General features: G+C 65.1%; 19 protein-coding genes. 8 read left to right on the top strand and 11 right to left on the bottom strand.

What is annotated here, in order from left to right:
* Nucleotides 1–149: 149 nt before the first annotated feature.
* From QRQ56_RS12180 to QRQ56_RS12130, 11 genes are all read right to left on the bottom strand, one after another.
* The gene (locus QRQ56_RS12180; protein ID WP_438741447.1) at nucleotides 150–1,187 is read right to left on the bottom strand and encodes an amino acid ABC transporter substrate-binding protein; all 1,038 of its coding nucleotides are present in this window, start codon (nucleotides 1,185–1,187) and stop codon (nucleotides 150–152) included.
* Between the two features lie 87 nt (nucleotides 1,188–1,274).
* Entirely contained in the window at nucleotides 1,275–1,880 is a 606-nt protein-coding gene (locus QRQ56_RS12175) for a L,D-transpeptidase family protein (RefSeq protein ID WP_438740221.1), read from the bottom strand.
* A gap of 355 nt (nucleotides 1,881–2,235) precedes the next feature.
* A complete protein-coding gene (locus tag QRQ56_RS12170; RefSeq protein WP_438740220.1) occupies nucleotides 2,236–3,210 on the bottom strand; it encodes a hypothetical protein in 975 nt (324 codons plus the stop codon).
* A gap of 89 nt (nucleotides 3,211–3,299) precedes the next feature.
* Nucleotides 3,300–4,277 carry a hypothetical protein gene (locus QRQ56_RS12165; protein ID WP_438740218.1) on the bottom strand — a complete coding sequence of 326 codons (978 nt, stop codon included), beginning with the start codon at nucleotides 4,275–4,277 and terminating at the stop codon, nucleotides 3,300–3,302.
* A 108-nt stretch (nucleotides 4,278–4,385) separates the two neighbouring features.
* The gene (locus QRQ56_RS12160; protein ID WP_438740217.1) at nucleotides 4,386–4,949 is read right to left on the bottom strand and encodes a redoxin domain-containing protein; all 564 of its coding nucleotides are present in this window, start codon (nucleotides 4,947–4,949) and stop codon (nucleotides 4,386–4,388) included.
* 32 nt (nucleotides 4,950–4,981) lie between these two features.
* Nucleotides 4,982–5,680 (bottom strand): cytochrome c biogenesis CcdA family protein, encoded by a 699-nt coding sequence (locus QRQ56_RS12155; RefSeq protein ID WP_438740216.1) that lies wholly within the window; start codon nucleotides 5,678–5,680, stop codon nucleotides 4,982–4,984.
* A 504-nt stretch (nucleotides 5,681–6,184) separates the two neighbouring features.
* Nucleotides 6,185–6,796 carry a sigma-70 family RNA polymerase sigma factor gene (locus QRQ56_RS12150; protein WP_438740214.1) on the bottom strand — a complete coding sequence of 204 codons (612 nt, stop codon included), beginning with the start codon at nucleotides 6,794–6,796 and terminating at the stop codon, nucleotides 6,185–6,187.
* A 322-nt stretch (nucleotides 6,797–7,118) separates the two neighbouring features.
* Entirely contained in the window at nucleotides 7,119–7,856 is a 738-nt protein-coding gene (locus QRQ56_RS12145) for a response regulator (protein WP_438740213.1), read from the bottom strand.
* A gap of 10 nt (nucleotides 7,857–7,866) precedes the next feature.
* Nucleotides 7,867–9,612 carry an ATP-binding response regulator gene (locus tag QRQ56_RS12140; protein WP_438740212.1) on the bottom strand — a complete coding sequence of 582 codons (1,746 nt, stop codon included), beginning with the start codon at nucleotides 9,610–9,612 and terminating at the stop codon, nucleotides 7,867–7,869.
* Entirely contained in the window at nucleotides 9,582–11,660 is a 2,079-nt protein-coding gene (locus tag QRQ56_RS12135) for an ATP-binding protein (RefSeq protein ID WP_438740210.1), read from the bottom strand. Before QRQ56_RS12135 ends, QRQ56_RS12140 begins: the two co-directional genes overlap by 31 nt.
* Before the next feature lie 6 nt (nucleotides 11,661–11,666).
* The gene (locus QRQ56_RS12130) at nucleotides 11,667–12,677 is read right to left on the bottom strand and encodes a TRAP transporter substrate-binding protein (protein WP_438740208.1); all 1,011 of its coding nucleotides are present in this window, start codon (nucleotides 12,675–12,677) and stop codon (nucleotides 11,667–11,669) included.
* Between the two features lie 235 nt (nucleotides 12,678–12,912).
* Between QRQ56_RS12130 and ugpB the strand changes: the two genes are divergently transcribed.
* The 8 genes from ugpB (at nucleotide 12,913) to QRQ56_RS12090 (ending at nucleotide 23,100) form a co-directional block, all read left to right on the top strand.
* Entirely contained in the window at nucleotides 12,913–14,295 is a 1,383-nt protein-coding gene (ugpB, locus tag QRQ56_RS12125) for a sn-glycerol-3-phosphate ABC transporter substrate-binding protein UgpB (protein ID WP_438740206.1), read from the top strand.
* Nucleotides 14,296–14,479: 184 nt separating this feature from the next.
* Nucleotides 14,480–15,427: an aminoglycoside phosphotransferase family protein gene (locus QRQ56_RS12120; RefSeq protein WP_438740204.1), complete on the top strand. Its 948-nt coding sequence runs from the start codon at nucleotides 14,480–14,482 to the stop codon at nucleotides 15,425–15,427.
* Nucleotides 15,428–15,811: 384 nt separating this feature from the next.
* Complete coding sequence (locus QRQ56_RS12115) at nucleotides 15,812–17,434, top strand: ABC transporter substrate-binding protein (RefSeq protein ID WP_438740202.1); 1,623 nt, start codon at nucleotides 15,812–15,814, stop codon at nucleotides 17,432–17,434.
* Nucleotides 17,435–17,646: 212 nt separating this feature from the next.
* The gene (locus QRQ56_RS12110) at nucleotides 17,647–18,660 is read left to right on the top strand and encodes an ABC transporter permease (RefSeq protein WP_145657084.1); all 1,014 of its coding nucleotides are present in this window, start codon (nucleotides 17,647–17,649) and stop codon (nucleotides 18,658–18,660) included.
* A 62-nt stretch (nucleotides 18,661–18,722) separates the two neighbouring features.
* On the top strand, nucleotides 18,723–19,622 hold the full coding sequence (locus QRQ56_RS12105) for an ABC transporter permease (protein ID WP_438740200.1): 900 nt from the start codon (nucleotides 18,723–18,725) through the stop codon (nucleotides 19,620–19,622).
* 94 nt (nucleotides 19,623–19,716) lie between these two features.
* A complete protein-coding gene (locus tag QRQ56_RS12100) occupies nucleotides 19,717–21,489 on the top strand; it encodes a dipeptide ABC transporter ATP-binding protein (protein ID WP_438740199.1) in 1,773 nt (590 codons plus the stop codon).
* 29 nt (nucleotides 21,490–21,518) lie between these two features.
* Entirely contained in the window at nucleotides 21,519–21,698 is a 180-nt protein-coding gene (locus tag QRQ56_RS12095; RefSeq protein ID WP_018316853.1) for a DUF4089 domain-containing protein, read from the top strand.
* A gap of 7 nt (nucleotides 21,699–21,705) precedes the next feature.
* Complete coding sequence (locus tag QRQ56_RS12090; RefSeq protein ID WP_438740197.1) at nucleotides 21,706–23,100, top strand: AtzE family amidohydrolase; 1,395 nt, start codon at nucleotides 21,706–21,708, stop codon at nucleotides 23,098–23,100.
* The last annotated feature ends 17 nt before the right edge of the window (nucleotides 23,101–23,117 follow it).

The raw sequence follows: 23,117 nt of genomic DNA, 5'->3' as shown, positions 1-23,117 counted from the left end.
GTCAAGCCGGCCGATGACAGTAGATGTTTGGAAAGCGCCGGCCTCAACCTCGTCATTGCGAGCGCAGCGAAGCAATCCAGAATCTTTCCGCCGAGGCAGTCTGGATTGCTTCGTCGCTGCGCTCCTCGCAAAGACGGCCGATAGACCCCTTACCTCATCGGCGGCGCGTACTGCACGCCGCCGGCGTTCCACAGCTGGTTCATGCCGCGCGGGATCTTCAGCTTGGACTTCTCGCCGATGTTGCGCTCGTACATCTCGCCGTAATTGCCGACGTGACGGATGATGCGGACGACCCAGTCCTTGGTGAGGCCGAGCTGCTCGCCGTAATTGCCTTCGGTTCCGACGAGCCGCATCACTTCCGGCTTCTTCGACTTCAGGGCCTCGTCGATGTTCTCCGAGGAGACGCCGAGCTCCTCGGCGTTGATCATCGCGTAGAGCGTCCACTTCACGATCATCATCCAGTCGTCGTCGCGCTGGCGCACGACCGGGGCGAGCGGCTCCTTGGAGATCATGTCCGGCAGGATCATGTGGTCGGCGGGCTTGGTCAGGTTCAGCCGGAGCGCGTAGAGCTGCGAAACGTCGGCGGAGAATGTGTCGCACTTGCCGGTGTCGTAGGCCTTCACGACGTCGTCGAGCTTGTCGAACTTCACCTCGTCATACTTCATGTTGTTGGCCTTGAAGTAGTCGGCGACGTTGAGCGCGGTCGTGGTGCCGGACTGGACGCAGACCTTGCTGCCGTTCAGGTCCAGCGAGGTCTCCTTGTTGCGCGCGCGCGGCAGCATGAAGCCAGCGCCGTCGTAATAGGCGACCGCGGGGAAGTAGAGGTCGTAGTCGAGCTCGCGCGCCATGCTCCAGGTCGAGTTGCGCGAGAGGATATCCACCTTCCGGCTCTGCAATTCCTTGAAGCGCTCGCCGGCGTCGAGCGGGATGAACTTCGCCTTGCCGGGGTCGTTGAAGATCGCCGCGGCCACAGCGCGGCAGAAATCGACGTCGAAGCCGGTCCAGTTCTTGTTGTCCTCCGAGGACGAGAAGCCCGGCAGGCCCTTGTTGACGCCGCACAGCACCTCGCCGCGGCGCACCGTGCGCTTCAGCGTGCGGGTGTCGTAGAATTCATAGATGATGGCCAGAACGGCGACCAGCACGGCGACAGCGAGCCCGATCAGCAGGCCGCCACGAAAAGTGCGCATCATGTTGTGCTCTCGAAAAATCGGGACTGGGAATGGGGAGGGAGGGCGCGGAGCACGATCCCCGGGGATCGTGCTCCGACGATGGAATTACAGCTCGGGCTTCTGCCGGATCACGACCTTGGTGCCGACAGGGACGCGCTCGTAGAGGTCGGCGACGTCGTTGTTGACGAGGCGGAAGCAGCCCGAGGACACCTTGGTGCCGATGGTGTCGGGACGGTTGGTGCCGTGGATGCGGTAGACCGTGGTGCCCAGATACATGGCGCGGGCGCCGAGCGGATTGCCGGGGCCGCCGGCCATGAAGCGCGGCAGATAGGGCTGGCGCTGGATCATCTCCGGCGGCGGCGTCCAGTCCGGCCATTCCTTCTTGTTGGTGATGGTCACGAGGCCTTGCCACTGAAAGCCGTCGCGGCCAACGCCGATGCCGTAGCGGATCGCGCGCCCGCCGGGCTGCACCAGGTACAGATGCCGCTCGGCGGTCGAGACGATGATCGTGCCGGGCGCCTCGGTGGTGCGGAAGTAGACCACCTGCTTCTGCCATTCCGGCTCGAGCTGGTAGCCGTCGTCGGCGACCAGGCCCGGCTCGTCACCGCGGTCGGGCTGCTGCGCGGAGGCGAAGGGAGTGGACAGGACGAGGCTCAAGGCTGCGACGGAGGCCGCAACGAACAGCCCGGTCAGGCGACGAAAATCGGTCATGTGAATGCTCTCCCCGCTGCCACAGCGCAAATCATTCGGAACCATCAAACCTGAGGGGCAAGTTCATGGCAAGTTGATGGCGCGCCGCCCTGGTATGTCACGAGAATGCCTATGGTTTTTTGACGGGAGCGGGCAATGCCACAAACAGGGGATGGCGCAAAAAGCCTAGATTGGGCGCACAGCGGTGGTGCGCTCCCTCCCCCGCTTGCGGGGGAGGGGCGGGGAGAGGGTGTCTCCTCCAGGGAGACGCCCCAAGAGGAGAAAACCCTCACCCGCGCTTTCGGCGCGACCTCTCCCGCAAGCGGGAGAGGCGCAGGCCGAGCCCGAGGCAAATCATCCGACCCCACTGGCAAAGTCAGATCTTGTTGCTCTCCGCCGCGATCCCCAGCCGCCGCACGATCTCCGTCCCCACCGCGCGCGCCTCCACCCGCGAGCCGATCCGCGGGCTGCGAAACCTGCGTCCCGCGCGCGTCCTGATCGTGACGATGCAATGCTCGTCCTCGGAGCGGCCGCGACGGTCCACGGTGATGGTCTTCACATCCTGCCCCTCGATATGGTCCGTACGCGGAGTGCCGTCGCCCCACAGCCGTTCCACCCGGATGTCGCTCTGCCGGATCACCCAGAACGCGCCGGTCAGGAGGTTGGCGTATCGGTAGACCGCGAACGCCGCGAGCGCGCCGAGCGGCAGCAGCAGGATATCGACATGGCTCGGCGGCCATCCGCGCCAGAGCTTGTAGGCATAGGGCACGGCCGACAACGCGATCGCGATCAGCGCGACGATGCGGATGTCCCGTGCGGGAAACGCCTCGAGCGGCTCGCCGAGCTGCATCTCGGGATTGCTGGCATCGAGCGGATTGACGGGCTCCTCGACATTGGGAACCTCGAACTGCGCGGCGATCCGCGCCACGGTGTCATGAACATGGGTGACGTCCGAGATCGGCGGCGACGTCAGGCGCTCCCCGGAGGTCAGCGTGAAGACGAGCTGAAAGCGGGCCTTCACCCGCTTGCTGCCGGGAACCTGCAGCGCCGTGATGTCGTCCTTCGCGACGATCCGCGTCCGCAGCTTGCCGAACGGACTCTGCCGCCCGATCAGGATCTCGTTCGCCGTGATGATCCACACCACCGCCGGCGCCATCATGATGCCGACGACGAATCCCGCTCCCACCAGCAGCGCGACCACCGAGATGACGATCTCCAGCGTGTCGTGGGTGAAAAGGCCGGGCGTGAAGCACAGCGCAACGGCCGCCGCAAAAGCGGACATCACCAGCCGCTGCGCGATCGAGGAGCCTTCACGAAGGCGGATGTCGGGAGCGGTCGTTGTATCGTCCATCGCGGGCGGCTGATTGTGGTGGCGCGAAACTCCACGGACGGGTCCGTGGAGTCAAGCAACAAGGGCGAGACTCGCGCCGGTCACGGGACTCAGCGGCGCACCCCTTCAGGAGCGATCCCCAGCCGTTCGGCAATCTCGTCGCTCACCGCCTGCGTCTCTTCCTTCGTCCCGATGCCCTGGCTGAGGAACTTCTGCCCGCTCAACAGGTCGATCCTGACGACGTAGCGCGCCTCCTCGGCCCTGCTGTCACGCTCCGGCCCAATCGTGGCAACGTCGCCGCCTGTGATCGTATCAACAATTGGCTTGCCGTCACGCGTCAGCCGTTCGACGCGCAGTTCGCCGTGGCGGACAATCCAGAATGCGCCGGCGGACGTGTGCGCATATCGAAAGGAGAGGAGGGTAATGACGGCGACGGCCGCCCCGAATATGATTTCGGCAGTCGTGAGAGGCGCGCCATTCCAGAATCTGTACGCATAGCGAATGGCGCAGAGGCCGGCGATGATCAGGGCGACGATTCGCCGCTCTGTGCCGGCGGCCTTTCGGACAGGTTCGCCGATCCGCATCTCCAAATTGGTGGCGTCAAGCGGGTTCACCGGAGGGTCGATATCGACGAAGCTTAGCTGTTCGGCGATCCGCGCTGTGGTCTCACGGACGTGCGTGACCTCCGGAAGCTGCGGCGAGATCAGGCGCTCACCTGACGTCAGTTGCAAAGCGAGGCGGAAGCAGGTTGGGTCGGCCTTGTCGCGATTGATCCGAATTCCAGATATCTCCTCTCTCCGGATGAATCGGGTGTTAGGCTCGCCGAATGGTCGCGTCTTTTCGACGACGATCATGTCTAGGGCGATGGTCCAAAGCTCATCGGCGCCGAAGGCTGCTTCGTAGAGCATTGCAACGCCGATCACCAGACCGACCAACGCTGCAACGAACTCTCCGTATCCGTTCCAGGTCGCGAGGTTGCAGACAGAAATAAACAATACGAAGGTCGCAAAGCCGGCCCCAACAAGGCGACCTTCGGAAGATGTACTCTTGCGGAGACGAATTTCGTTTCCGGTCGTTACGTCGGTCATTGCGTGCGTCGAACTCCCCCGTCGCGGCGGAAGCTCCGCGAACGGGCCGGGGGAGTCAAGCAGGAAGAGTGTCTGATCCCTGCAGCAACCTCAGGATTGTTGTCGTGCTCAGCTGCTCGCGTTCAGCAGCTTGGCCACGGTGCGGTCGATCTCGTCATAGCGGCCCTCGCCGGCGTGCTGGAACACGATCTTGCCGGTCTGGTCGATGATGTATTGCGCCGGCCAATACTGGTTGCTGTAGGCGTTCCAGGTCCTGGAATCATTGTCCTGCGCCACCGGATAGGTGATGCCGTGGCGCTTCAGCGCGGCCTGCACGTTGGAGGCGGAGCGCTCGAACGGGAATTCCGGCGTGTGCACGCCGACCACGACCAGGCCCTTGTCGCGGTATTTGGCGTAGAGCTCGGTGACGTGCGGCAGCGTGTTGACGCAGTTGACGCAGCCATAGGTCCAGAAATCGACCAGCACGACCTTGCCGCGGAGGTCGGCCATGCTGAGCGGCTTGGAATTGAACCAGTTGTTGATGCCGGCGAAGTCGGGCGCCGTCTGCTGACTGGCGGCGGCGACCTGGATCGGTGCGGCGGGCGTGGCCTCATCGCAGAAGCCGGGGATGACGGCGCCGGTGACGGCGAGGCCAACAAGTGCGGCTGAGACGGCGAGCAGTTTGAAAGTCATGAACGAGTCCTCCGGTTCGAGTTGCAGATTGTTCACAGGCCGATCTGGCCGGTGGGGTAGAAGCCGGTGAGCCACGCCACGATCAGCGTGTCGTATTGGAAATAGGCGGCGACCGCGAAGGCGATCACGACGACACCAAAGCCCTGCTGCAGCCGCGGCGAGATGCGGGCGAGGCTGCGCACGCGCGTGGTCGCGGCCTGTCCGCCATAGGCGATCGCCAGCATCGGGATCGCCGCGCCGAACGCGTAGGCGATCAGCAGCGTGCCGGCCCAGGCGGCGTTCTTCTGGGTCGCAACCAGCGTCAGGATCGAGCCGAGCACCGGGCCGGCGCAGGGCGTCCAGACCAGGCCGAGCGTGGTGCCGAGGATCAGCCCGCCGAGCGCGCCCTCGCGCTGCGCGCCGCCTGCGTTGCCGAGATCGAGCCAGCCATTGAGCCGGATCGACAGCCATTCGAACGGCGCCGGCCACAGCATCAACAGGCCGAAGCCGATCAGCAGGATCGACGCCGCCTCGCGCAGCACATTCGGGTCGAAATCGAACAGCCGCGTCAGCGCGCCGAGCAGCAGCGCGACCGCCGAGAAGGACACGACGAAGCCGAGCGCGATCATGAGGGGGCGCAGATGCCCCGCGCGCCCGATCGAGGCGCCGAGCAGGATCGGCAGCATCGGCAGCGTGCAGGGCGCGGCGATGGTGAGGATGCCGGCGAGGAGAGCGAACAGCAGTTCGAGCATGGCGCACTCGTGGTGGAGGTCACGAGAGCAGTTCGGATGGGATGCGCGGCGCGTTACGCGGCGTCACGCCTTCGTGACGGGGGAGACGCTGCCGATTGCACGGGCGGTGCGCCCCCTTCCCGCTTGCGGGGGAGGGCTGGGGTGGGGGCTGTCTCCGCATTGGGATTGCCAGGAATTGCGGAGGATGTCCCCGCGCGGTGAGAACCCTCACCCGCCGCACGCGGGACGATGCTTCGCATCGCCCGGGGCGCGTCGGCCTCTCCCGCAGGCGGAAGAGGCCGGAGCCTGCGGCAACCATCCCCCAAATACAAAACGACCCGGACGGGGGCATCGTCCGGGTCGCTGGAGGTCTTGGGAGGTTTAACGAAACCGTATGTGAGCTTTATAGGGGGGAAGTTTTTCCGCCTGATGTTGTGCTTTGTTTCAATTGTTTCGTGGGCGGTAACACTTCCGTGTCCGGGGAAAGGGCCGCTATCGGGCTCTATCCCCTTGAAATCCTTGGCCTCAGGCGGCGAAACGCTCGACGCCGGCGCCCTTAAGCAATTCGGCCAGCTGCTTGCGGGCGTAGAACATCCGGGTCTTCACCGTGCTCTGGGGAATGCCGATGATCTGGCCGACCTCTTCCACCGACTTCTCGTGGTAGTAGACGAGGTTGATGATCTCGCGATGCGCGGGCGACAGCTTCTGCACGCAGGCGCGCAGGATGGCGCTGGTGTCGCTGCGGTCGAGCGATGTCTCCGGCGTATCGCAATCGTCGGGAATCTGGCGCACGTCTTCCTGGTCGATGTCCTCGAAGCGGCGCTGGCGCATCGCGGTCAGCGCCTTGAAACGGGCGATCGAAAGCAGCCAGGTCGAGACCTGCGAGCGGCCCTGGAACTGGCCGGCGGTGCGCCAGACATCCAGAAACACCTGGCTGACGAGGTCTTCGGCGGCGGTGGCGTCACGCACGATGCGCAGGATGAAGCGGTACACGCGCACATTGTGACGGCAATAAAGGATGTGCATGGCCGTCCGGTTGCCGTCGGCAATGCTCTCGAGGAGCATGTCGTCCGAAGTCGCCTGAGCGGCGATGATGCTCTGGCTGGCCTGGGCGTTGATGGCGATGACGTTCGGCATTGACTTGGCTCCTCGGTGCGCCGCAACCGAGCGGCGTTTCCTTGGACCAAAGTGTTAATGAGCCAACGTTTCGGGACGTCTGCACGAAAAGGGGAAAATGGTTTCGTGCGCCGCCAAATTGTTTCGTCGGAGGAGCCGCGACGAAACATTCGAGGCAAAAAAGCGAGTAATTTCAATATACGGAAAATACGGGGGTGGGTGTTTTGACGCGGCCAGCGACGCCGGGAACGTATTTGGGGGGATTGCGTTCGGTCGCGCCGCACCCACCGCTGTCGTCCCGGGGCGCGAAGCGAACCCGGGACGACAGCGGAGTGTGGGGCCCCTACGCCTTCTCGCCCTGTGGCGAGAACAGATAGCCGCCGCCGCGGATGGTGCGGATCACGGCCGGCTTGGCCGGATCGGGCTCGATCTTGCGGCGGATGCGCATGATGCGCAGGTCCACGGCGCGGTCGAAGGCTTCGGCGTCGCGCGCATTGGCGAGTTCAAGCAAGCGTTCGCGCGACAGCACGCGCTTCGGATTGGCCGCGAACACCTTCAAGAGCCCGAACTCGGACGCGGTCAGCGGATGCTCGTTGCCCTCGTCGTCGCGCAAGGCCTGGGCTTCGAGATCGAGCCATTTGGTGCCGAAGCGTACCAATTGCTCCTTGTCCGATTTCGCCGCTGCAGCTTCCGGTGCCGCCGTCCTGGCCGGCGCGCTCCTGCGCAGCACCGAGCGGATGCGAGCCATCAGCTCGCGCAGCTCGCAGGGTTTCGCCACGTAATCGTCGGCGCCGAGCTCGAGGCCGACGACGCGGTCGATCGGGCTCGCCGTCGCCGTCAGCATGATCACGGGCACGTTGATGCGGCTCTTGAGGTCGCGGATGATCGACAGCCCGTCTTCCTCGGGCATGTTGAGGTCGAGCACGACGAGATCGGGCATGCTGCCCTGGATCGCCGCGCGGAGCGACTTGCCGCCGTCGCACAGCGTCACGGTGAAGCCGTGCATCTTGAGATAATCGCCGACCATTTCCCTGGCCGGGGCCTCGTCGTCGACGATCATGATGTGCTGGCTTTGGGTCATGGTCTCCGGATCACGGCAGTTCGGTCGCGGGGAGGGTGATGGTGAAGGTCGAGCCCTTGCCGGGCCCGCCGCTGTCGGCGGTCACCTCGCCGCCATGCATGTCGACGATGCGCTTGACGATCGACAGCCCGAGCCCGGTCGAGCTCTCGCCGGCGGTCGGCTTGGCCGACAGCCGCTGGAAGCGGCCGAACAGACGGCCGAGATCCTCCGGCGACAGGCCGGCGCCCTCGTCGCTGACGCGGATGATGGTGTCGCTGGCCTCGTGGCTGACGGCGACGTCGATCCTGCCGCCGATGGGGGAATATTTGATGGCGTTGCTGATGAGGTTGTCGATCGCCTCGCGGATGCGGTCGGTGTCGCACATGGTGACGATGTTGGGTGGCGCGGTGACGCTGATCGCCTGCTGCTTGTTGACGGCGAGCGGCTGGTTGGCCTCGGCAACCTCCTTGACCAAAGCGGCGACGTCGACCGGCTCGCGGCGGATGGTGATGTCGAAGGCATCGGCCATCGCATCCGAGATCAGATGGTCGACCATCGTGGTCAGGCGCTTGGTGGCGTCGCGGATGTGGTCGACCTGGGCGACCACGCCGGCTTCCGAAGCGCCGGTGGAGATCAACTCCTTCAGCATCTCGGTGCGGCCGAGAATGACCCCGAGCGGGTTCTTCAGATCGTGCGCGACGGTGCCCAAAATCTCGTTCTTGAAGCCGTTGGCGCGCTGCAGCCGCAGCCATTGCGCGGAGAGGCGGCGGTTGGCCTGCATCAGGGCGCGGGTGCGCTGGGCGACGCGGTCTTCCAACTGGGTGTTGGCGTCCTGGAGCTGCTGATAGAGGATGACGTTGTCGAAGGCGATCGAAAGCCTTGAGGAGAAGATCTCGACCAGCGAGCGGTCGGTCTCGGACAATTCGCGCTCGGCCTGCAGCAGCACCACGACCTCGCGGCCAGATCCCGTGCGCAAGTAAATCACGCTGCGATGGTCGGCGAATTCGTTCTTGCGGCCCTGGAAGGCGGCTTCCACCATCGTTCGAAGTTCGGGGTCGAGTGCCCTGGACGACGTGGTGCCGATGAAACGGCTGTAGCAGCCGCTGCCGGCGAGCACCGAAAGCTCGGGGTCGATGCCGCCATTGTCGCGCAAAACCAGTATACCGGCACAATCGGCGTTAAGCAGCGAGGCGAGCTGGGTCAGCACGCCCTCGGCGAGGCGCTGCATCGACTTGAAGTCGTACAGCGTCGAGGCCGCGTCGATGATGATCTCGAGGCCGCGGCGCGTCTGCACCATGCGCTCGAGCTGTTGATAGGAGCGCAGCGCCGCGGTCAGCGAGGTGAACAGCTTGTCCGCGGTGAGCTCGGTCTTGGCCTTGTAGTCGTTGATGTCGTACTGCACGATCACGCGCCGCTCCGGCGCCTGGCCGGGCTGGCCGGTGCGCAGGATGATGCGCACGGTCTCGTTGCGGATCTCGTTGCGGATGAACTCGACCAGCTCGAGGCCGGCGACGTCGGTCTCCATGATGACGTCGAGCAGCACGGCGGCGATGTCGCCGTGCTCGGCCATCAGCTTGCGGCCTTCCGCCGCGGAATAGGCCGACAGGATCTCGAGGCCCTGGCCGTTCAGGCTGTAGTCCGAGAGGGCGAAACGGGTGCCGTCATGCACCGCCGGATCGTCGTCGATGACGGCGATTTTCCACTTCCGGGCATTGCTATCCTCCGACGCGGTACCGGTATCGTCGATCAGGTGGAGGACATCGTCCTGTTCGGCCATTGAGAAGTCCCGTCACTTTCTGTGCTCTGCGCGCCGCCCTTGGCGACCCGGGGCATGATAATGCGAAAAGTAGTGCCTTGTCCCAGCTTGGATTCCAGCATCATGCGGCCCCCGAGCTGCTGGGAGACGAGGTTATAGACGATATGCAGGCCGAGGCCCGTGCCGCCTTCATTGCGCCGGGTGGTAAAGAAAGGGTCAAAGGCCTGGCGCTGCACGTCGGGGGTCATGCCGGCCCCGTCGTCGGTGAAGATGATCTCGATGTCCTCGGTCCCGCGCGGCCGCGCCGAAACCGTGATGGTGCCGGCCCGCCCGTCGGCGAAGGCGTGGTTGGCGGCGTTGAGGAAGAGATTGGTCAGGATCTGGCCATAGGAGCCGGGATAGCCGTCGAGCAGCAGCCCCTCGGGCACGTCGACCTGCAGCGTGATCGGCGAGCGCTTCAGGACCGGGCGGAGGCTGGCGATGATCTGGTCGGTGGCCTCGCTGAGCGAGAATTGCCGCCGCTCGGCATGGGAGCGGTCGACCGCGACCTGCTTGAACGACTGGATCAGCTCGCCGGCGCGCTGAAGGTTGGCGACGAGCTGCTGCGAGGCGTCGCGCGAGGACTGCACGAATTCCTCCAGCTGCGAGCGGCGCAGGCCGCCGTCGCCCTTGAGCTGGGCCTCGAAGATCTCGGTGCGCCGGGCAAAGCTGGAGGCGACCGTGAGGCTGATGCCGATGGGATTGTTGACCTCGTGCGCGACGCCGGCGACGAGGCCGCCGAGCGCCGCCAGCCGCTCGGCGTCGATCAGGTTCTGCTGCGCGGCGTTGAGCTCGAGCAGCGCGCTTTCGGCTTTCTCCTTCGATGCGCGCAGCTCGTCCTCGGTCTCGCGCTTGGCGATCGCGTTCTCGCGGAACACCTCCACGGCGCGCGCCATGGCTCCGACCTCGTCGCGGGCCTTGGTGCCTTGCACCTCGCGGTCGAGGTCGCCGAGCGTGATCGCGCGCATCGCGGTCATGATCTGCTGCAGCGGCAGCCGGATCGACAGCGCGATCATCACGCCGGCGGTGAGGATGATGCCGAGGAAGATCACCGCGATCGAGAGCACCCGCCGGGAAATATCCGCCAGCGTGCGGTCGAAGGTCTCCTGCGCCTTCTGCTCGCGCTGGCGCATCTTGGTGGAGAGGTCGTCGATGGCGCCGATCGCCTCGGCCTGGCTGGCGTCGATGGTGTTGCGCAAGAGCTCGGTGCGGCTCGCGAGTTGCTCGGAGAGCTTTGCAAAGCCCTCGCGCAGCGCGGCGGTGCGGGCCCCGAGCCGCTGCAGCGCCATGCGCTGCAGATCGTTGTCGGCAAGGTCGATCATGACCGGGATGGTCTTCTCGATCGTCTCGGTGTTGCGGCGGGCGTCGTCGGCCGCGCCCGTCTGCAGCGACAGATAATAGGAATTGGCCGCCACCAGCATCGCGGTGAAGGCCTCGCGGGATTTTCCGAGCGAGGGCCAGATCAGCGCGTCGCGATGGCCGGTGGCGCCTTCGATGATGGAGTAGAGGCCCGCCATGTCCCGGGCCGGGCCCTGCACCTGGTCCTCATAAGTCCTGGCGATGGTGGCCTGCACGCTGCGTAGCTCGCCGAAGCCGTTGAGGAAGCGGTCGGTGGTGCGCTCGAGCTCCTCGACCGAGCCCGACAGCATCGGGTCCTTGGCGGCGCGGTTGGTCAGTGTGCCCAGCACCGCCTCGCGCAGCAGCAGGATCTCGGCGAACAGGTCCGGGCTCGGCTGGTTGATGTAGCGGTGGATCAGATTGTGCAGGCGCCCGGTCTCGCTTTCGAGCAGCGCCAGGATCCGGTCGGACTCGCGGACCTGGCGGACGTCGTCCCAGGCCGAGCCCAGCACCTGCGCGCCGTTCCAGATCATCGCCACCAGCACCACCACCACGGCGGAGTTCAGCGCGGCGATCGACAGGATGCGCCAGCGGATCGGCACCGCCCGCAGCACACCGACGAGGCGCGCGCGCAGCCGCCCGATCGGGCCGGCCGGCCTGTCCGCGTGCTCGTGATGTCCAAGTGCAGCCAACGCGGCTCACTCCACCTTGCGAATACGTTCGATCAGCGCGGCCGCGGCGGGATCGCGCGCGGCCCTGGCGTAGATCGGGGCCATCGCATCCTCGAACGGCTTGCGGTCGATGTCCCTGACGATGGTGACGCCGGCTTCCTGCGCCTGGCGCTGCGACTGCTCCTCGAGGTCGCGCCATTTCTCGCGCATGAACCGGCTGGAGCGCTGCGCGGCCTCGCGGAAGATCTTCTGGTCGTCCGCCGACAGGCTCTGCCAGGCCTTCAAGGAGATCACCAGCACCTCGGGGCTCATCGTGTGCTCGGTGAGGGTGTAGTGGCCGGCGTGCTTGTAATGGTCTGTCGTCACGAAGGATGGCCAGTTGTTTTCGGCGCCGTCGATCAAATGGTTGGCGAGCCCGGTGAGGACCTGCCCGTAAGGAAGCTCGACCGGCTCGGCACCGAGCGCGCGGATCATCTGGCTCATCAACTCCGACTGCTGCACCCGGATCCGCAATCCCTTGAGATCGGCGATGCTCCTCACGGGGCGGACACCGTTGTAGATCGACCGCGCGCCGGAATCGTAGAAGGCGAGCCCGACGAAGCCGTACGGCTCGAAACTGTTCAGGATCTCGCTGCCGACAGGCCCGTCCAGCACCTTCTGCATGTGCTCGATGGACCGGAACAGGAACGGCATGGCGAGCACGTTCATCGCCGGAACGAAATTGCCGATCAGGGCGACATTGGTTCGGTTGAGGTCGATCGCGCCGGCCCGGGTCTGCTCGATGGTCTCCTTTTCCTCGCCGAGCTGGCGGGAGTGGAACACCTTGATTTCGTGGCGGCCGCCGCTGCGCTCGGCGATCAGGGCGCCCATGTAGCGCAACGCCTGGACGGTCGGGTAATTCTCGGTCTGGGTATCGGCGGCGCGAAACTCGCGCGCGACCGCGCCCGTCGCGCGCATGCTCAACGAGACTGCGGCGAGCAGAAGCGCGACGAAGAAGACCCCGGTCCGCGAGAGTTCGGCACGGCTCAGCACTGGCACACTCAACCCCTCAGTGGTGGAGTCTATGGCGGGAGCAAAAGGTTCAATGCAATCTAAAGCGTTTTCAAGCGAAGTGGATACCGGTTCGCGTGAAGAAAACGCGTTAAATTAAGAAACTAAAGCCCCGTTCCGGTCGGAACGGGGCTTTAGCAGATGGTTGAGGGAAGGCCATCCCGCTTCGGCCCCCGGATGATTGTGCGGCGCGGCTGCCCTTCATTCCCGGTTGAAACCGGATATGCCGCGCCTTAAGCAGGGGCGGTCGCCGCTTGCCGCTCCAGATGGAAGAGCCATCGTGATTTCAGCATTGCGCCTTTTGCCGGTCGTTGCCGTCCTCACGGCCCTCGCGTTCGTTTCGAAGGCGCAAGCCGCCACCGACATCGCCTGGTGGCACGCCATGTCCGGCGAGCTCGGCAAGCAGCTCGAGAAGCTCGCGTCCGATTTCAACGCCTCACAGTCCGATTACCGCATCGTGCCTGCCTACAAGGGCAATTACACCGAGACCGTGACGGCTGCGATCTTCGCCTTCCGCTCGCGCAGCCAGCCCGCGATCGTCCAGGTCAACGAGGTCGCCACCGCCACCATGACCGCGGCCAAGGGCGCGATCTATCCGGTGTACAGCCTGATGCGGGACCAGCGCGAGCCGTTCTCGCTGACGGACTATTTGCCCGCGGTCTCCGGCTATTACACCGACGCGGCCGGCAATCTCCTGTCGTTCCCGTTCAACTCCTCGACGCCGATCCTCTATTACAACAAGACCATGTTCCGCGACGCCGGGCTCGATCCGGAGACGCCGCCGAAGACCTGGCCCGAGCTCGGCGCGGCTGCAAAGCGCCTGCGTGATCGCGGCGCGGCGTGCGGCTTCACCACGTCATGGCCGTCCTGGATCCATGTCGAGAATTTTTCGGCGTTCCACAATCTGCCGCTGGCCACGCGCACGAATGGCTTTGGCGGCCTCGACGCGGAATTGACCATCAACAATCCGCTCGTCGTCAAGCACGTCGCCCAGCTCGCCGAATGGCAGAAGACCAAGCTGTTCGACTATGGCGGCCGCGGGCAGGCGGCCGAGCCGCGCTTCCAGCGAGGCGAATGCGGCATCTTCATCGGCTCCTCGGCGACGCGCGCCGACATCAGGGCGAACTCGAAATTCGAGATCGGCTACGGCATGATGCCGTACTGGCCCGACGTGAAGGACGCGCCGCAGAACTCGATCATCGGCGGCGCCACGCTGTGGGTGCTGCGCGACCGGCCGCGCGAGGAGTACAAAGGCGTGGCACGGTTCTTCGCCTATCTGTCGCAGCCCGGCGTGCAGGCCGCCTGGCACCAGAACACCGGCTATCTGCCGATCACCCGCGCCGCGTCCGAGCTGACGCGCGCGCAAGGTTTCTACGAGCGCAATCCCGGCTCGGCGATCTCGTTCGAGGAGATCACGCTGCATCCGCCGACGGAAAATTCAAAGGGCATAAGGCTCGGCTCCTTCGTGCTGATCCGCGGCGCGATCGAGGACGAGCTGGAGCAGGCCTTCGCCGGCCAGAAGAGCGCGCAGGCAGCACTCGATTCCGCCGTCGAGCGCGGCAACAAGCTGCTGCGGCAGTTCGAGCGCGCAAGTCCGGACAGGTAGGGGTCTGAGCGCGCGCCTCGTCCTTCGAGACGCCCGCCTTCGGGCGGGCTCCTCAGGATGAGGCTAAGCAGCGCTGGTGCATGTCGATCATGCTGCCGCGCACTCAGCGCCTCATCCTGAGGAGCCCGCAAAGCGGGCGTCTCGAAGGATGGCCGCGACGGGATTTGCTCTGATTGAGTTTGCAATGCCGATGACACTCCCTCACCTCACCGATGCCGAAAACTTCCGCGCCTTCCGCTCCGATGCGCCGCGCTGGCTGCCGGTCGCGCTCGACATCGCGCGCGGCCATGGCCTCGACACCAGCGCGCCGCATGTGTTTGCGACCGGCACCAATCTGGTGGTCGGTCTCGGCGAAAATCTGATCCTGAAGATCTTCCCGCCGCTCTTGCATGCTCAGTTCGTCTCCGAGCGCGGCTCGCTGACACAGCTTGCGGGCCGTCTTCATCTGCCGATCCCGGAGATCGTCGCGGAAGGCGCGCGCGACGGCTGGTCTTATCTGGTCATCACGCGGCTATCAGGCACGCTCGGCTCGGAGGTCTGGCCGCAATTGCCGGAAGACCAGAAGGAGCGCGTGCTGCGCCAGATCGGCGAGACCATCGCGAGCGTCCAGCGCGCCCCGCTCGGCCCGCTCGCTGCCATCGAGCCGCGCTGGGATGAGTTCATGCGCAAGCAGATGCAGGGCTGCCGCGCGCGACACACGCGTCTCGGCCTCGCGCCAAAATTCCTCGCAGGCCTCGACGATCTCCTGCGCGATGCGAAAACGCTCATTCCGATGGATGCGCCGCCGGTGATCCTGATCGGCGAATACATCCCGGAGAATTTTCTGCTCGCTTGCGACGACGGCGAATGGTCGCTCAAAGGGCTGTTCGACTTCGGCGATGTCCTGGCGGGATGGCGCGATTACGATTTGCTCGGCCCCAGCGCCTTCATGGCCGCGGGCCGGCCTGGCCGGGTGAAGAGCCTGCTTGGAGGTTTTGGTTACGCGAAGCCGGACTTCGCGCTCAAGCGCCGCCTGATGGCCCTGATGCTGCTGCACCGCGCCAGCGACCTCAACGCCCACATCTGCATCGAGGGCTGGCAGGACAAGGCGGCGGATCTGGTCGAACTGCAGGAGCTGATCTGGGCGGGCTGAGCGCTCCATCACCGCCGTCATTGCGAGGAGCCCTCGCGACGAAGCAATCCAGGCTGCCGCCGCGGAGAAAGTCTGGATTGCTTCGCTGCGCTCGCAATGACGAGCTTGCTGCACGAATCCTGATTCCCTTGAGGCCGCAGCCCGCGGGATGAGGCGCCCAGCGCACTTGGTGACAAATCAGGCTTCCAAATTTTATTGCCTAATTTATAATCATTATCCCTTCTTTGTATGCACAGATTGGTCTCGTTCGTCGGTGGCCCGCGATCAAAAACATCTGTATTTCTCGCTTTATCAATCGCTTACGCGCGCCTTAAGCTTCCCTTAAGCCTTGGCACGAACCTTGCGAATCCGGTTCCAACGAAAACATTGCGTTGGAGCATTTCAATGAAGCGTCGCGATTTCCTCAAGTCCGTGTCCGGGTTGGCCGCCGGAGCGGCGCTTCCGGCGATGCCGCAGGTGATCTCCACCGCCTATGCCGACGCCCGCTCCGAGACGCTGCTGATCGTCTCCGAAGGAGGCCCCAACAATCTCGACATCCACGGCGTCGGCACCAACGTGCCCGGCTATGAGGTGTCCTGGAATTGCTACGACCGGCTGATCAGCCACGAGATGAAGAGCGGCCCCGGCGGTGTGCCCTATTACGACCGCGACAAGTTCAAGGGCGAGCTTGCCGAGGACTTTAGGATCGACGACATGTCGGTCACCTTCAAGCTGCGCAAGAACGCCAAATTCCACGACGGCACGCCGGTGACGGCGAAGGACGTGAAGTGGTCGCTCGACCGCGCCGTCAGCGTCGGCGGCTTCCCCACCTTCCAGATGAGCGCGGGCTCGCTGACCAAGCCGGAGCAGTTCGTCGTGATCGACGACCACACCGTGCGCGTCGACTTCCTGAAGAAGGACAGGCTGACGATCCCCGATCTCGCCGTGATCGTGCCCTGCATCGTCAACTCCGAGCTGGTGAAGAAGAACGCCAGCGAGAAGGATCCCTGGGGCCTCGAGTTCACCAAGCAGCAGACCGCGGGCTCCGGCGCCTACAAGGTGACGAAGTGGACCGCTGGCACCGAAGTCATCATGGAGCGCAACGACGACTGGGTCTGCGGTCCGCTGCCGAAGATCAAGCGCGTGATCTGGCGCATGGTGCCGCAGGCCGGTAACCGCCGCGCGCTGCTGGAGCGCGGTGATGCCGACATCTCCTACGAGCTGCCGAACAAGGACTTCCAGGAGATGAAGGCCAACGGCAAGCTCAACGTGGTGTCGCTGCCGTTCTCCAACGGCATCCAGTATATCGGCATGAACGTCACCAAGCCGCCCTTCGACAATCCGAAGGTGCGTCAGGCCGTCGCCTACGCGCTGCCCTACCAGAAGATCATGGACGCCGTGATGTTCGGCCTCGCCAACCCGATGTTCGGCGCGGCGAAGGACAAGCCCACCGAAGTCGCCTGGCCGCAGCCGCACAAATACAACACCGACATCGAGAAGGCGAAGGCGCTGATGGCGGAGGCCGGCATGGCCGGCGGCTTCGAGACCACAATCTCGTTCGACCTGAACTTCGCCGGCGTCAACGAGCCGCTCTGCGTGCTTGTGCAGGAGAGCCTCGCGCAGATCGGAATCAAGACCACCATCAACAAGGTGCCCGGCGCCAACTGGCGCACCGAGCTGAACAAGAAGGAGATGCCGCTCTTCACCAACGTGTTCTCGGGCTGGCTCGATTATCCCGAATACTTCTTCTACTGGTGCTATCACGGCAACAATTCCGTCTTCAACACCATGAGCTACAAGTCGGCGGAGATGGACAAGCTGATCGACGGCGCACGCACCGCCGCCGCGAGCGGCGACACAGCGACCTACGACAAGGACGTGAAGGGCTTCGTCGATCTCGCCTACACCGACATCCCGCGCATCCCACTGTACCAGCCCTTCGTCAACGTCGCGATGCAGAAGAACATCAGCGGCTACCAATACTGGTTCCACCGGCGGCTGGATTATCGCGCGCTGGTGAAGGGGTGAGTTGTTATGGGTGGAGTGAGCGCAACTCTCCTTGACCCTCTCCCCTTGTGGGAGAGGGTGGCTCGCCGCGGAGCGGCGAGACGGGTGAGGGGGAGCCACGAACTCCGCCCTCGCTTGCGGCCACCCCTCACCCCAACCCTCTCCCACAAGGGGAGAGGGGGCGCAGTGGAGTACGCGGCTGTACTTCAATTTCACCTCAGGAGTGCCGTCACATGCTGACCATGATCGGCAAGCGCCTGATGTTCGCGATTCCCTCGCTGATCGGCGTCGTCATCGTCACCTTCCTGCTGACGCGTGCGCTGCCGGGCGATCCCGCTGCCTACTTCGCCGGTCCCGCCGCGACCAAGGAAGCCGTCGAGCAGATCCGCAAGAAGCTCGGCCTCGACAAACCGCTGATCGAACAGTTCTTCCGCTACACCAACGATCTCGCCCACGGCGATTTCGGCAACTCGTTGACGACAGGCCAGCCGGTCGCGGCCGAGATCCGCAATCGCCTGCCGGCCTCCGCCGAGTTGACGCTGCTCGGCCTGATCGTCTCCGTCGTCATCGCCATCCCGCTCGGCGTGCTCGCGGCGACGCGCCCGGGATCATGGGTTGACCATTTATGTCGCGTGACGACGACAGCGGGCGTCTCGCTGCCGGTGTTCTTCACCGGCCTCGTGCTGGTCTACGTCTTCTATTTCCGCCTGGGCTGGTCACCCGCACCGCTCGGCCGTCTCGACGTGTTCTACAGCGCGCCGCCGACCGTGACGGGCTTCTATCTGATCGACACGCTGATCGCGCGCGATTTCGAGGCGTTCCGCTCGGCCCTGAGCCAGCTCATCCTGCCCGCGACGACGCTCGCGATCTTCTCGCTGGCGCCGATCGCGCGCATGACGCGCGCCTCGATGCTCGCGGTGCTCGCGAGCGAATTCGTCCGCACCGCACGCGCCAGCGGCCTGTCGCCGTCGACCGTGATCGTCACCTATGCGTTCCGCAACGCGATGCTGCCCGTCATCACCACGCTCAGCATGGTGTTCTCCTTCCTGCTCGGCGCCAACGTGCTGGTCGAAAAAGTGTTCGCGTGGCCCGGCATCGGCTCGTACGCGGTCGAAGCGCTGATCTCCTCGGACTTCGCGCCTGTGCAGGGCTTCGTGCTGACCATGGCGGTCATGTACGTGCTGCTCAATCTCGTGATCGACATTCTCTACGGCGTGATCGATCCGCGCGTCAGGTTGGAGGGTTAGCGCATGATCCGGAAAAGTGGAGGCCGGTTTTCCGATCAGATCATGCGCCAAAGGAGAGAGCCATGAGCTCCGTTGCGCCTGCTGTTGAACCCGTCGGTCCCGCGCGGACGTCGGGACTATCAGCCGTCATCGAACAGACTCGCTACGTTCTCAGCGAGAACAAGGTCACGGGCTTTTCCTTCGCCCTGCTGATCGTCATTCTCCTCGCCGCGATCTTCGGCCCCTACGTCGTGCCCTACGATCCCCTCGCCTCGGATACCGCCGCAGCGCTTAAACCGCCGTCGGCGGCGCACTGGTTCGGCACGGACCAGCTCGGCCGCGACATCTTCAGCCGGGTCATCGTGGCAACGCGGCTCGATGCGTTCATCGCGGTCGCCTCCGTCGTGCTGGTGTTCCTGATGGGCGGGCTCGCCGGCATCGCCGCCGGCTATTTCGGCGGCTGGACCGATCGCATCGTCGGCCGCATCGCCGACACCATCATGGCCTTTCCGCTATTCGTGCTCGCGATGGGCATCGTCGCCGCGCTCGGCAACACCGTGCAGAACATCATCCTGGCCACCGCCATCGTCAACTTCCCGCTCTACGCCCGTGTGGCGCGCGCCGAAGCCAATGTCCGCCGCAATGTGGGCTTCGTGCAGGCCGCGCGCCTGTCCGGCAATGGCGAATTCCGCATCCTGCTGGTGCACATCCTGCCGAACATCATGCCGATCATGATCGTGCAGATGTCGCTGACCATGGGCTACGCCATCCTCAACGCCGCGGGCCTGTCGTTCATCGGTCTCGGCGTCCGCCCGCCGACGGCGGAATGGGGCATCATGGTCGCGGAAGGCGCAGGATTCATGGTGTCAGGCGAATGGTGGATCGCGCTGTTCCCCGGCCTCGCGCTGATGATCGCCGTGTTCTGCTTCAATCTCCTCGGCGACGGCCTGCGCGACATCGTCGATCCCCAGCGGAGGACGTGATGGCCAATTTTCGTCGAAAATTCTCCAGTGATTCCAATGCCGTTCTACTGTGCATGGGGTTGTTTTCGCACTTTTTAGGTGACGGGAGGCCCGCATGACCGCCCAGCCCCTGCTCGACGTCCAGGACCTCACCGTCGAATTCTCCACCCGCCGCGGTATCGTCAAGGCGGTGCAGCACGTCAGCATCTCCGTCGCCAAGGGCGAGACGCTCGCGATCGTCGGCGAGTCCGGGTCGGGCAAGTCGGTGACGTCCTACGCGGTGATGCGCATCCTCGACCGCGCCGGCAAGATCGCCGAGGGCTCGGTGATGTTCTCCGGCATCGACGTGAAGGCCGCGAGCGAAGACCAGATGCGCGATCTGCGCGGCCGCGAAGTCTCGATGATCTTCCAGAACCCGCGCGCCGCGCTCAACCCGATCCGCAAAGTTGGCGACCAGATCGAGGACGTGCTGCGCACCCATGTGCAGCAGGCTCAGGTCGCCGATCACGGCGAGAAGGCGATCGAGGCGCTGGAGCAGGTCAAGATCGCCCGCCCGCGCGAGCGCTACCACGCCTATCCGTTCGAGCTGTCGGGCGGCATGTGCCAGCGCGTCGTCATCGCGCTCGCGCTCGCCTGCAATCCACAGCTCTTGATCGCGGACGAGCCGACCACCGGTCTCGACGTCACCACGCAGAAGGCGGTGATGGACCTGATCGTCGAGCTGACAAAGCGCAAGGCGATGTCGACCATCCTGATCACCCACGATCTCGGCCTCGCCGCCGCCTATTGCGACCGCGTCGTGGTGATGGAGAAGGGCCGGGTGGTCGAGACCGCGAAGGCCGCCGACATCTTCGCCAACCCGCAGCACCCCTACACCAAGAAGCTGATGCGCGCGACGCCGCGGCTCGGGGTGAGCTTACGGGATTTGCTGCCTGAGGAAGAGAGTTCAGCCGTCATGGCCGGGCCTGACCCGGCCATCCATCACGCTTCGCAAGACTCGTCTCAGTCGATGGACGCCCGGGTCAAGCCCGGGGGTGACGAGACTTCGAAGACACCCCTTCTCCTCATCGAAAAGCTCGTCAAGGAATACCCGCGCCAGGGCGCCACGGCCACGCTCGGAAAGCTGTTCGGCCGCAAGCCGCCCGTCGAGCCGGACGTGTTCCGTGCCGTCGACGGCATCAGTTTCTCGATCGGCCATGGCGAGAGCGTTGGCCTCGTCGGCGAGTCCGGCTGCGGCAAATCGACCACGTCGATGATGGTGATGCGTCTCCTCGACCAGACCTCCGGCCTGATCCGGTTCGACGGCGAGGATATCTCCGGCATCGCGCCTGCTGCCTTCGCCCGGATGCCGCAACGCAGCCGGATCCAGATGGTGTTCCAGGATCCGACCGACAGCCTCAATCCGCGCTTCACTGCCGCCCGCGCCATCGCCGATCCCATCATGCAATTGGGGGACATCAGGGGGCGCGACGCGCTGCGCGCCCGCTGCGAGGAACTCGCCACCATGGTCGGCCTGCCGCACAATCTGCTGGATCGTTTTCCGCACCAGCTCTCCGGCGGCCAGAAGGCCCGCGTCGGCATCGCCCGCGCCATCGCTCTGCACCCGAAGCTCGTCATCCTCGACGAGCCGACGGCGGCGCTGGACGTGTCGGTGCAGGCGGTGGTGCTGAACCTGCTGCAGGACCTCAAGGCGCGGCTAGGTATGAGCTATTTGTTCGTCTCGCATGATTTGAATGTGGTGCGCTTGCTGTGCGATCGTGTCATTGTGATGCGAACGGGGCGGATCGTCGAAGAGGGCTCGTCCGAGCAGGTTCTCAGCGATCCCCAGGACGACTACACCAAGGAGCTGCTGACGGCGATCCCGCATCCGCCGTTGCCGGTCCACTGAGAGTGCATTGAGATCAGCTTGAGAGAATGATGGCCGAACCGCTGGACGATTATATCGACGCCGTATCGAAAGCGCTGGCGCTGCCGGTGGAGGAGGCCTGGAGGCCCGCGGTGCGCGCCAACCTCGAAGTCTCGCTGCGGCTCGCCCGCCTGGTCGACGAATTCGCGCTGCCGGACGAGACCGAGCCGGCGCCGATCTTCACGGCGTGATGCTGCCATGATCGCAAAGCCCGAGATGACGGCCGCCGAGATCGCGAGTGCGGTCGCGAGCCGCAAGATGTCCGCGCTCGACGCCACCGAAGCCGCGCTGTCGCGCATCAAGCAGCACGACGGTGTCCTCAATTCCTTTACCGACGTCACCGCCGAGCGCGCCCGCGCCAAGGCGCGCGCCGTCGATGCCGACATCGCCGCCGGCAAGGAGGTCGGTCCGCTCGCCGGCGTGCCCTTCGCGGTGAAGAACCTGTTCGACGTTGCGGGCCTGCCGACGCGCGCCGGCTCGAAGATCAACCGCGATCGCGCGCCGGCAGCGCGCGATGCGACGCTGATCGAGCGCATGGAAGCCGCCGGCGCCGTGCTGGTCGGCGCGCTCAACATGGGCGAGTACGCATACGACTTCACCGGCGAGAACATCCATGACGGCCCCTCGCGCAATCCGCATGATCCGACGCGGATGACCGGCGGCTCGTCGGGCGGCTCGGGCAGTGCCGTCGGCGGCGCGCTGGTGCCGCTCGCGCTGGGCTCGGACACCAATGGCTCGATCCGCGTGCCGTCGTCGTTCTGCGGCATCTTTGGCCTGAAGCCGACCTATGGAAGGCTGTCGCGCGCGCGCTCGTTCCCGTTCGTCGCAAGCCTCGACCATCTCGGCCCGTTCGCGCGCTCGGCTACCGACCTCGCGCTCGCCTATGACGTGATGCAGGGCGAGGATGCGGACGACAGCGCCTGCACGACGCGCGGGCTGGAGCCGACGCTGCCGCTCATCGCCAATCCGGTTTCTGATTTGCGCATCGCGATCGCCGGCGGCTATTTTCAGAAGAACGTGTTTCCGGAAGCCGTCGAGGCCGTCAGCCGCGTCGCCAAGGCGCTGGGCGCGACGAAGGTGGTCGAGGTTCCCGAGGCCGCGCGCGCCCGCGCCGCCGCCTATGTCATCAGCACCACCGAAGGTGCCTCGCTGCATCTCGATCGCTTACGCAAGCGCCCCAATGATTTCGATCCGGCCGTGCGCGACCGCCTGATCGCCGGCGCCATGGTGCCGGCGCCGCTGGTCGACCGCGCGCAGAAATTCCGCCGCTGGTACCGCGCGCAGCTTGCCGAGATCTTCAAATCGGTCGACGTGCTCCTTGCACCCGCAACCCCGTGCACTGCGCCGAAGCTCGGCCAGGTCAATTTCAATCTCGACGGCGTCGAGCTGCCGGTGCGCGCCAATATCGGCATCCACACCCAGCCGATCTCATTCATCGGTTTGCCCGTGGTCGCGGTTCCCGTGCCGCTCGAGCCGCTGCCGATCGGCGTGCAGATCATCGCGGCGCCCTGGCGCGAGGACATTGCGCTCCGCGTCGCGTACGCCCTGGAAAAAATGGGCGTGGCCGCCGCGCCTGCTCCAAGGGGACTTTAAGCGGCCTTTGAGAGGAA

This window comes from Bradyrhizobium sp. U531, from assembly GCF_051710265.1.
GTDB lineage: Bacteria > Pseudomonadota > Alphaproteobacteria > Rhizobiales > Xanthobacteraceae > Bradyrhizobium.
This window is presented reverse-complemented; position numbering and strand designations above follow the sequence as displayed.

Excerpts from the sequence above, each read along its gene's own strand:
- QRQ56_RS12100 (WP_438740199.1), top strand. The coding sequence starts at position 19,717 with ATGACCGCCCAGCCCCTGCTCGACGTCCAGGACCTCACCGTCGAATTC.
- QRQ56_RS12110 (WP_145657084.1), top strand. The coding sequence starts at position 17,647 with ATGCTGACCATGATCGGCAAGCGCCTGATGTTCGCGATTCCCTCGCTG.
- QRQ56_RS12095 (WP_018316853.1), top strand. The coding sequence starts at position 21,519 with ATGGCCGAACCGCTGGACGATTATATCGACGCCGTATCGAAAGCGCTG.
- QRQ56_RS12170 (WP_438740220.1), bottom strand. The coding sequence starts at position 3,210 with ATGGACGATACAACGACCGCTCCCGACATCCGCCTTCGTGAAGGCTCC.
- QRQ56_RS12090 (WP_438740197.1), top strand. The coding sequence starts at position 21,706 with ATGATCGCAAAGCCCGAGATGACGGCCGCCGAGATCGCGAGTGCGGTC.
- QRQ56_RS12150 (WP_438740214.1), bottom strand. The coding sequence starts at position 6,796 with ATGCCGAACGTCATCGCCATCAACGCCCAGGCCAGCCAGAGCATCATC.
- QRQ56_RS12175 (WP_438740221.1), bottom strand. The coding sequence starts at position 1,880 with ATGACCGATTTTCGTCGCCTGACCGGGCTGTTCGTTGCGGCCTCCGTC.
- QRQ56_RS12155 (WP_438740216.1), bottom strand. The coding sequence starts at position 5,680 with ATGCTCGAACTGCTGTTCGCTCTCCTCGCCGGCATCCTCACCATCGCC.
- ugpB (WP_438740206.1), top strand. The coding sequence starts at position 12,913 with ATGCCGCGCCTTAAGCAGGGGCGGTCGCCGCTTGCCGCTCCAGATGGA.
- QRQ56_RS12105 (WP_438740200.1), top strand. The coding sequence starts at position 18,723 with ATGAGCTCCGTTGCGCCTGCTGTTGAACCCGTCGGTCCCGCGCGGACG.
- QRQ56_RS12160 (WP_438740217.1), bottom strand. The coding sequence starts at position 4,949 with ATGACTTTCAAACTGCTCGCCGTCTCAGCCGCACTTGTTGGCCTCGCC.
- QRQ56_RS12120 (WP_438740204.1), top strand. The coding sequence starts at position 14,480 with ATGCCGATGACACTCCCTCACCTCACCGATGCCGAAAACTTCCGCGCC.
- QRQ56_RS12115 (WP_438740202.1), top strand. The coding sequence starts at position 15,812 with ATGAAGCGTCGCGATTTCCTCAAGTCCGTGTCCGGGTTGGCCGCCGGA.
- QRQ56_RS12145 (WP_438740213.1), bottom strand. The coding sequence starts at position 7,856 with ATGACCCAAAGCCAGCACATCATGATCGTCGACGACGAGGCCCCGGCC.
- QRQ56_RS12180 (WP_438741447.1), bottom strand. The coding sequence starts at position 1,187 with ATGCGCACTTTTCGTGGCGGCCTGCTGATCGGGCTCGCTGTCGCCGTG.
- QRQ56_RS12140 (WP_438740212.1), bottom strand. The coding sequence starts at position 9,612 with ATGGCCGAACAGGACGATGTCCTCCACCTGATCGACGATACCGGTACC.
- QRQ56_RS12165 (WP_438740218.1), bottom strand. The coding sequence starts at position 4,277 with ATGACCGACGTAACGACCGGAAACGAAATTCGTCTCCGCAAGAGTACA.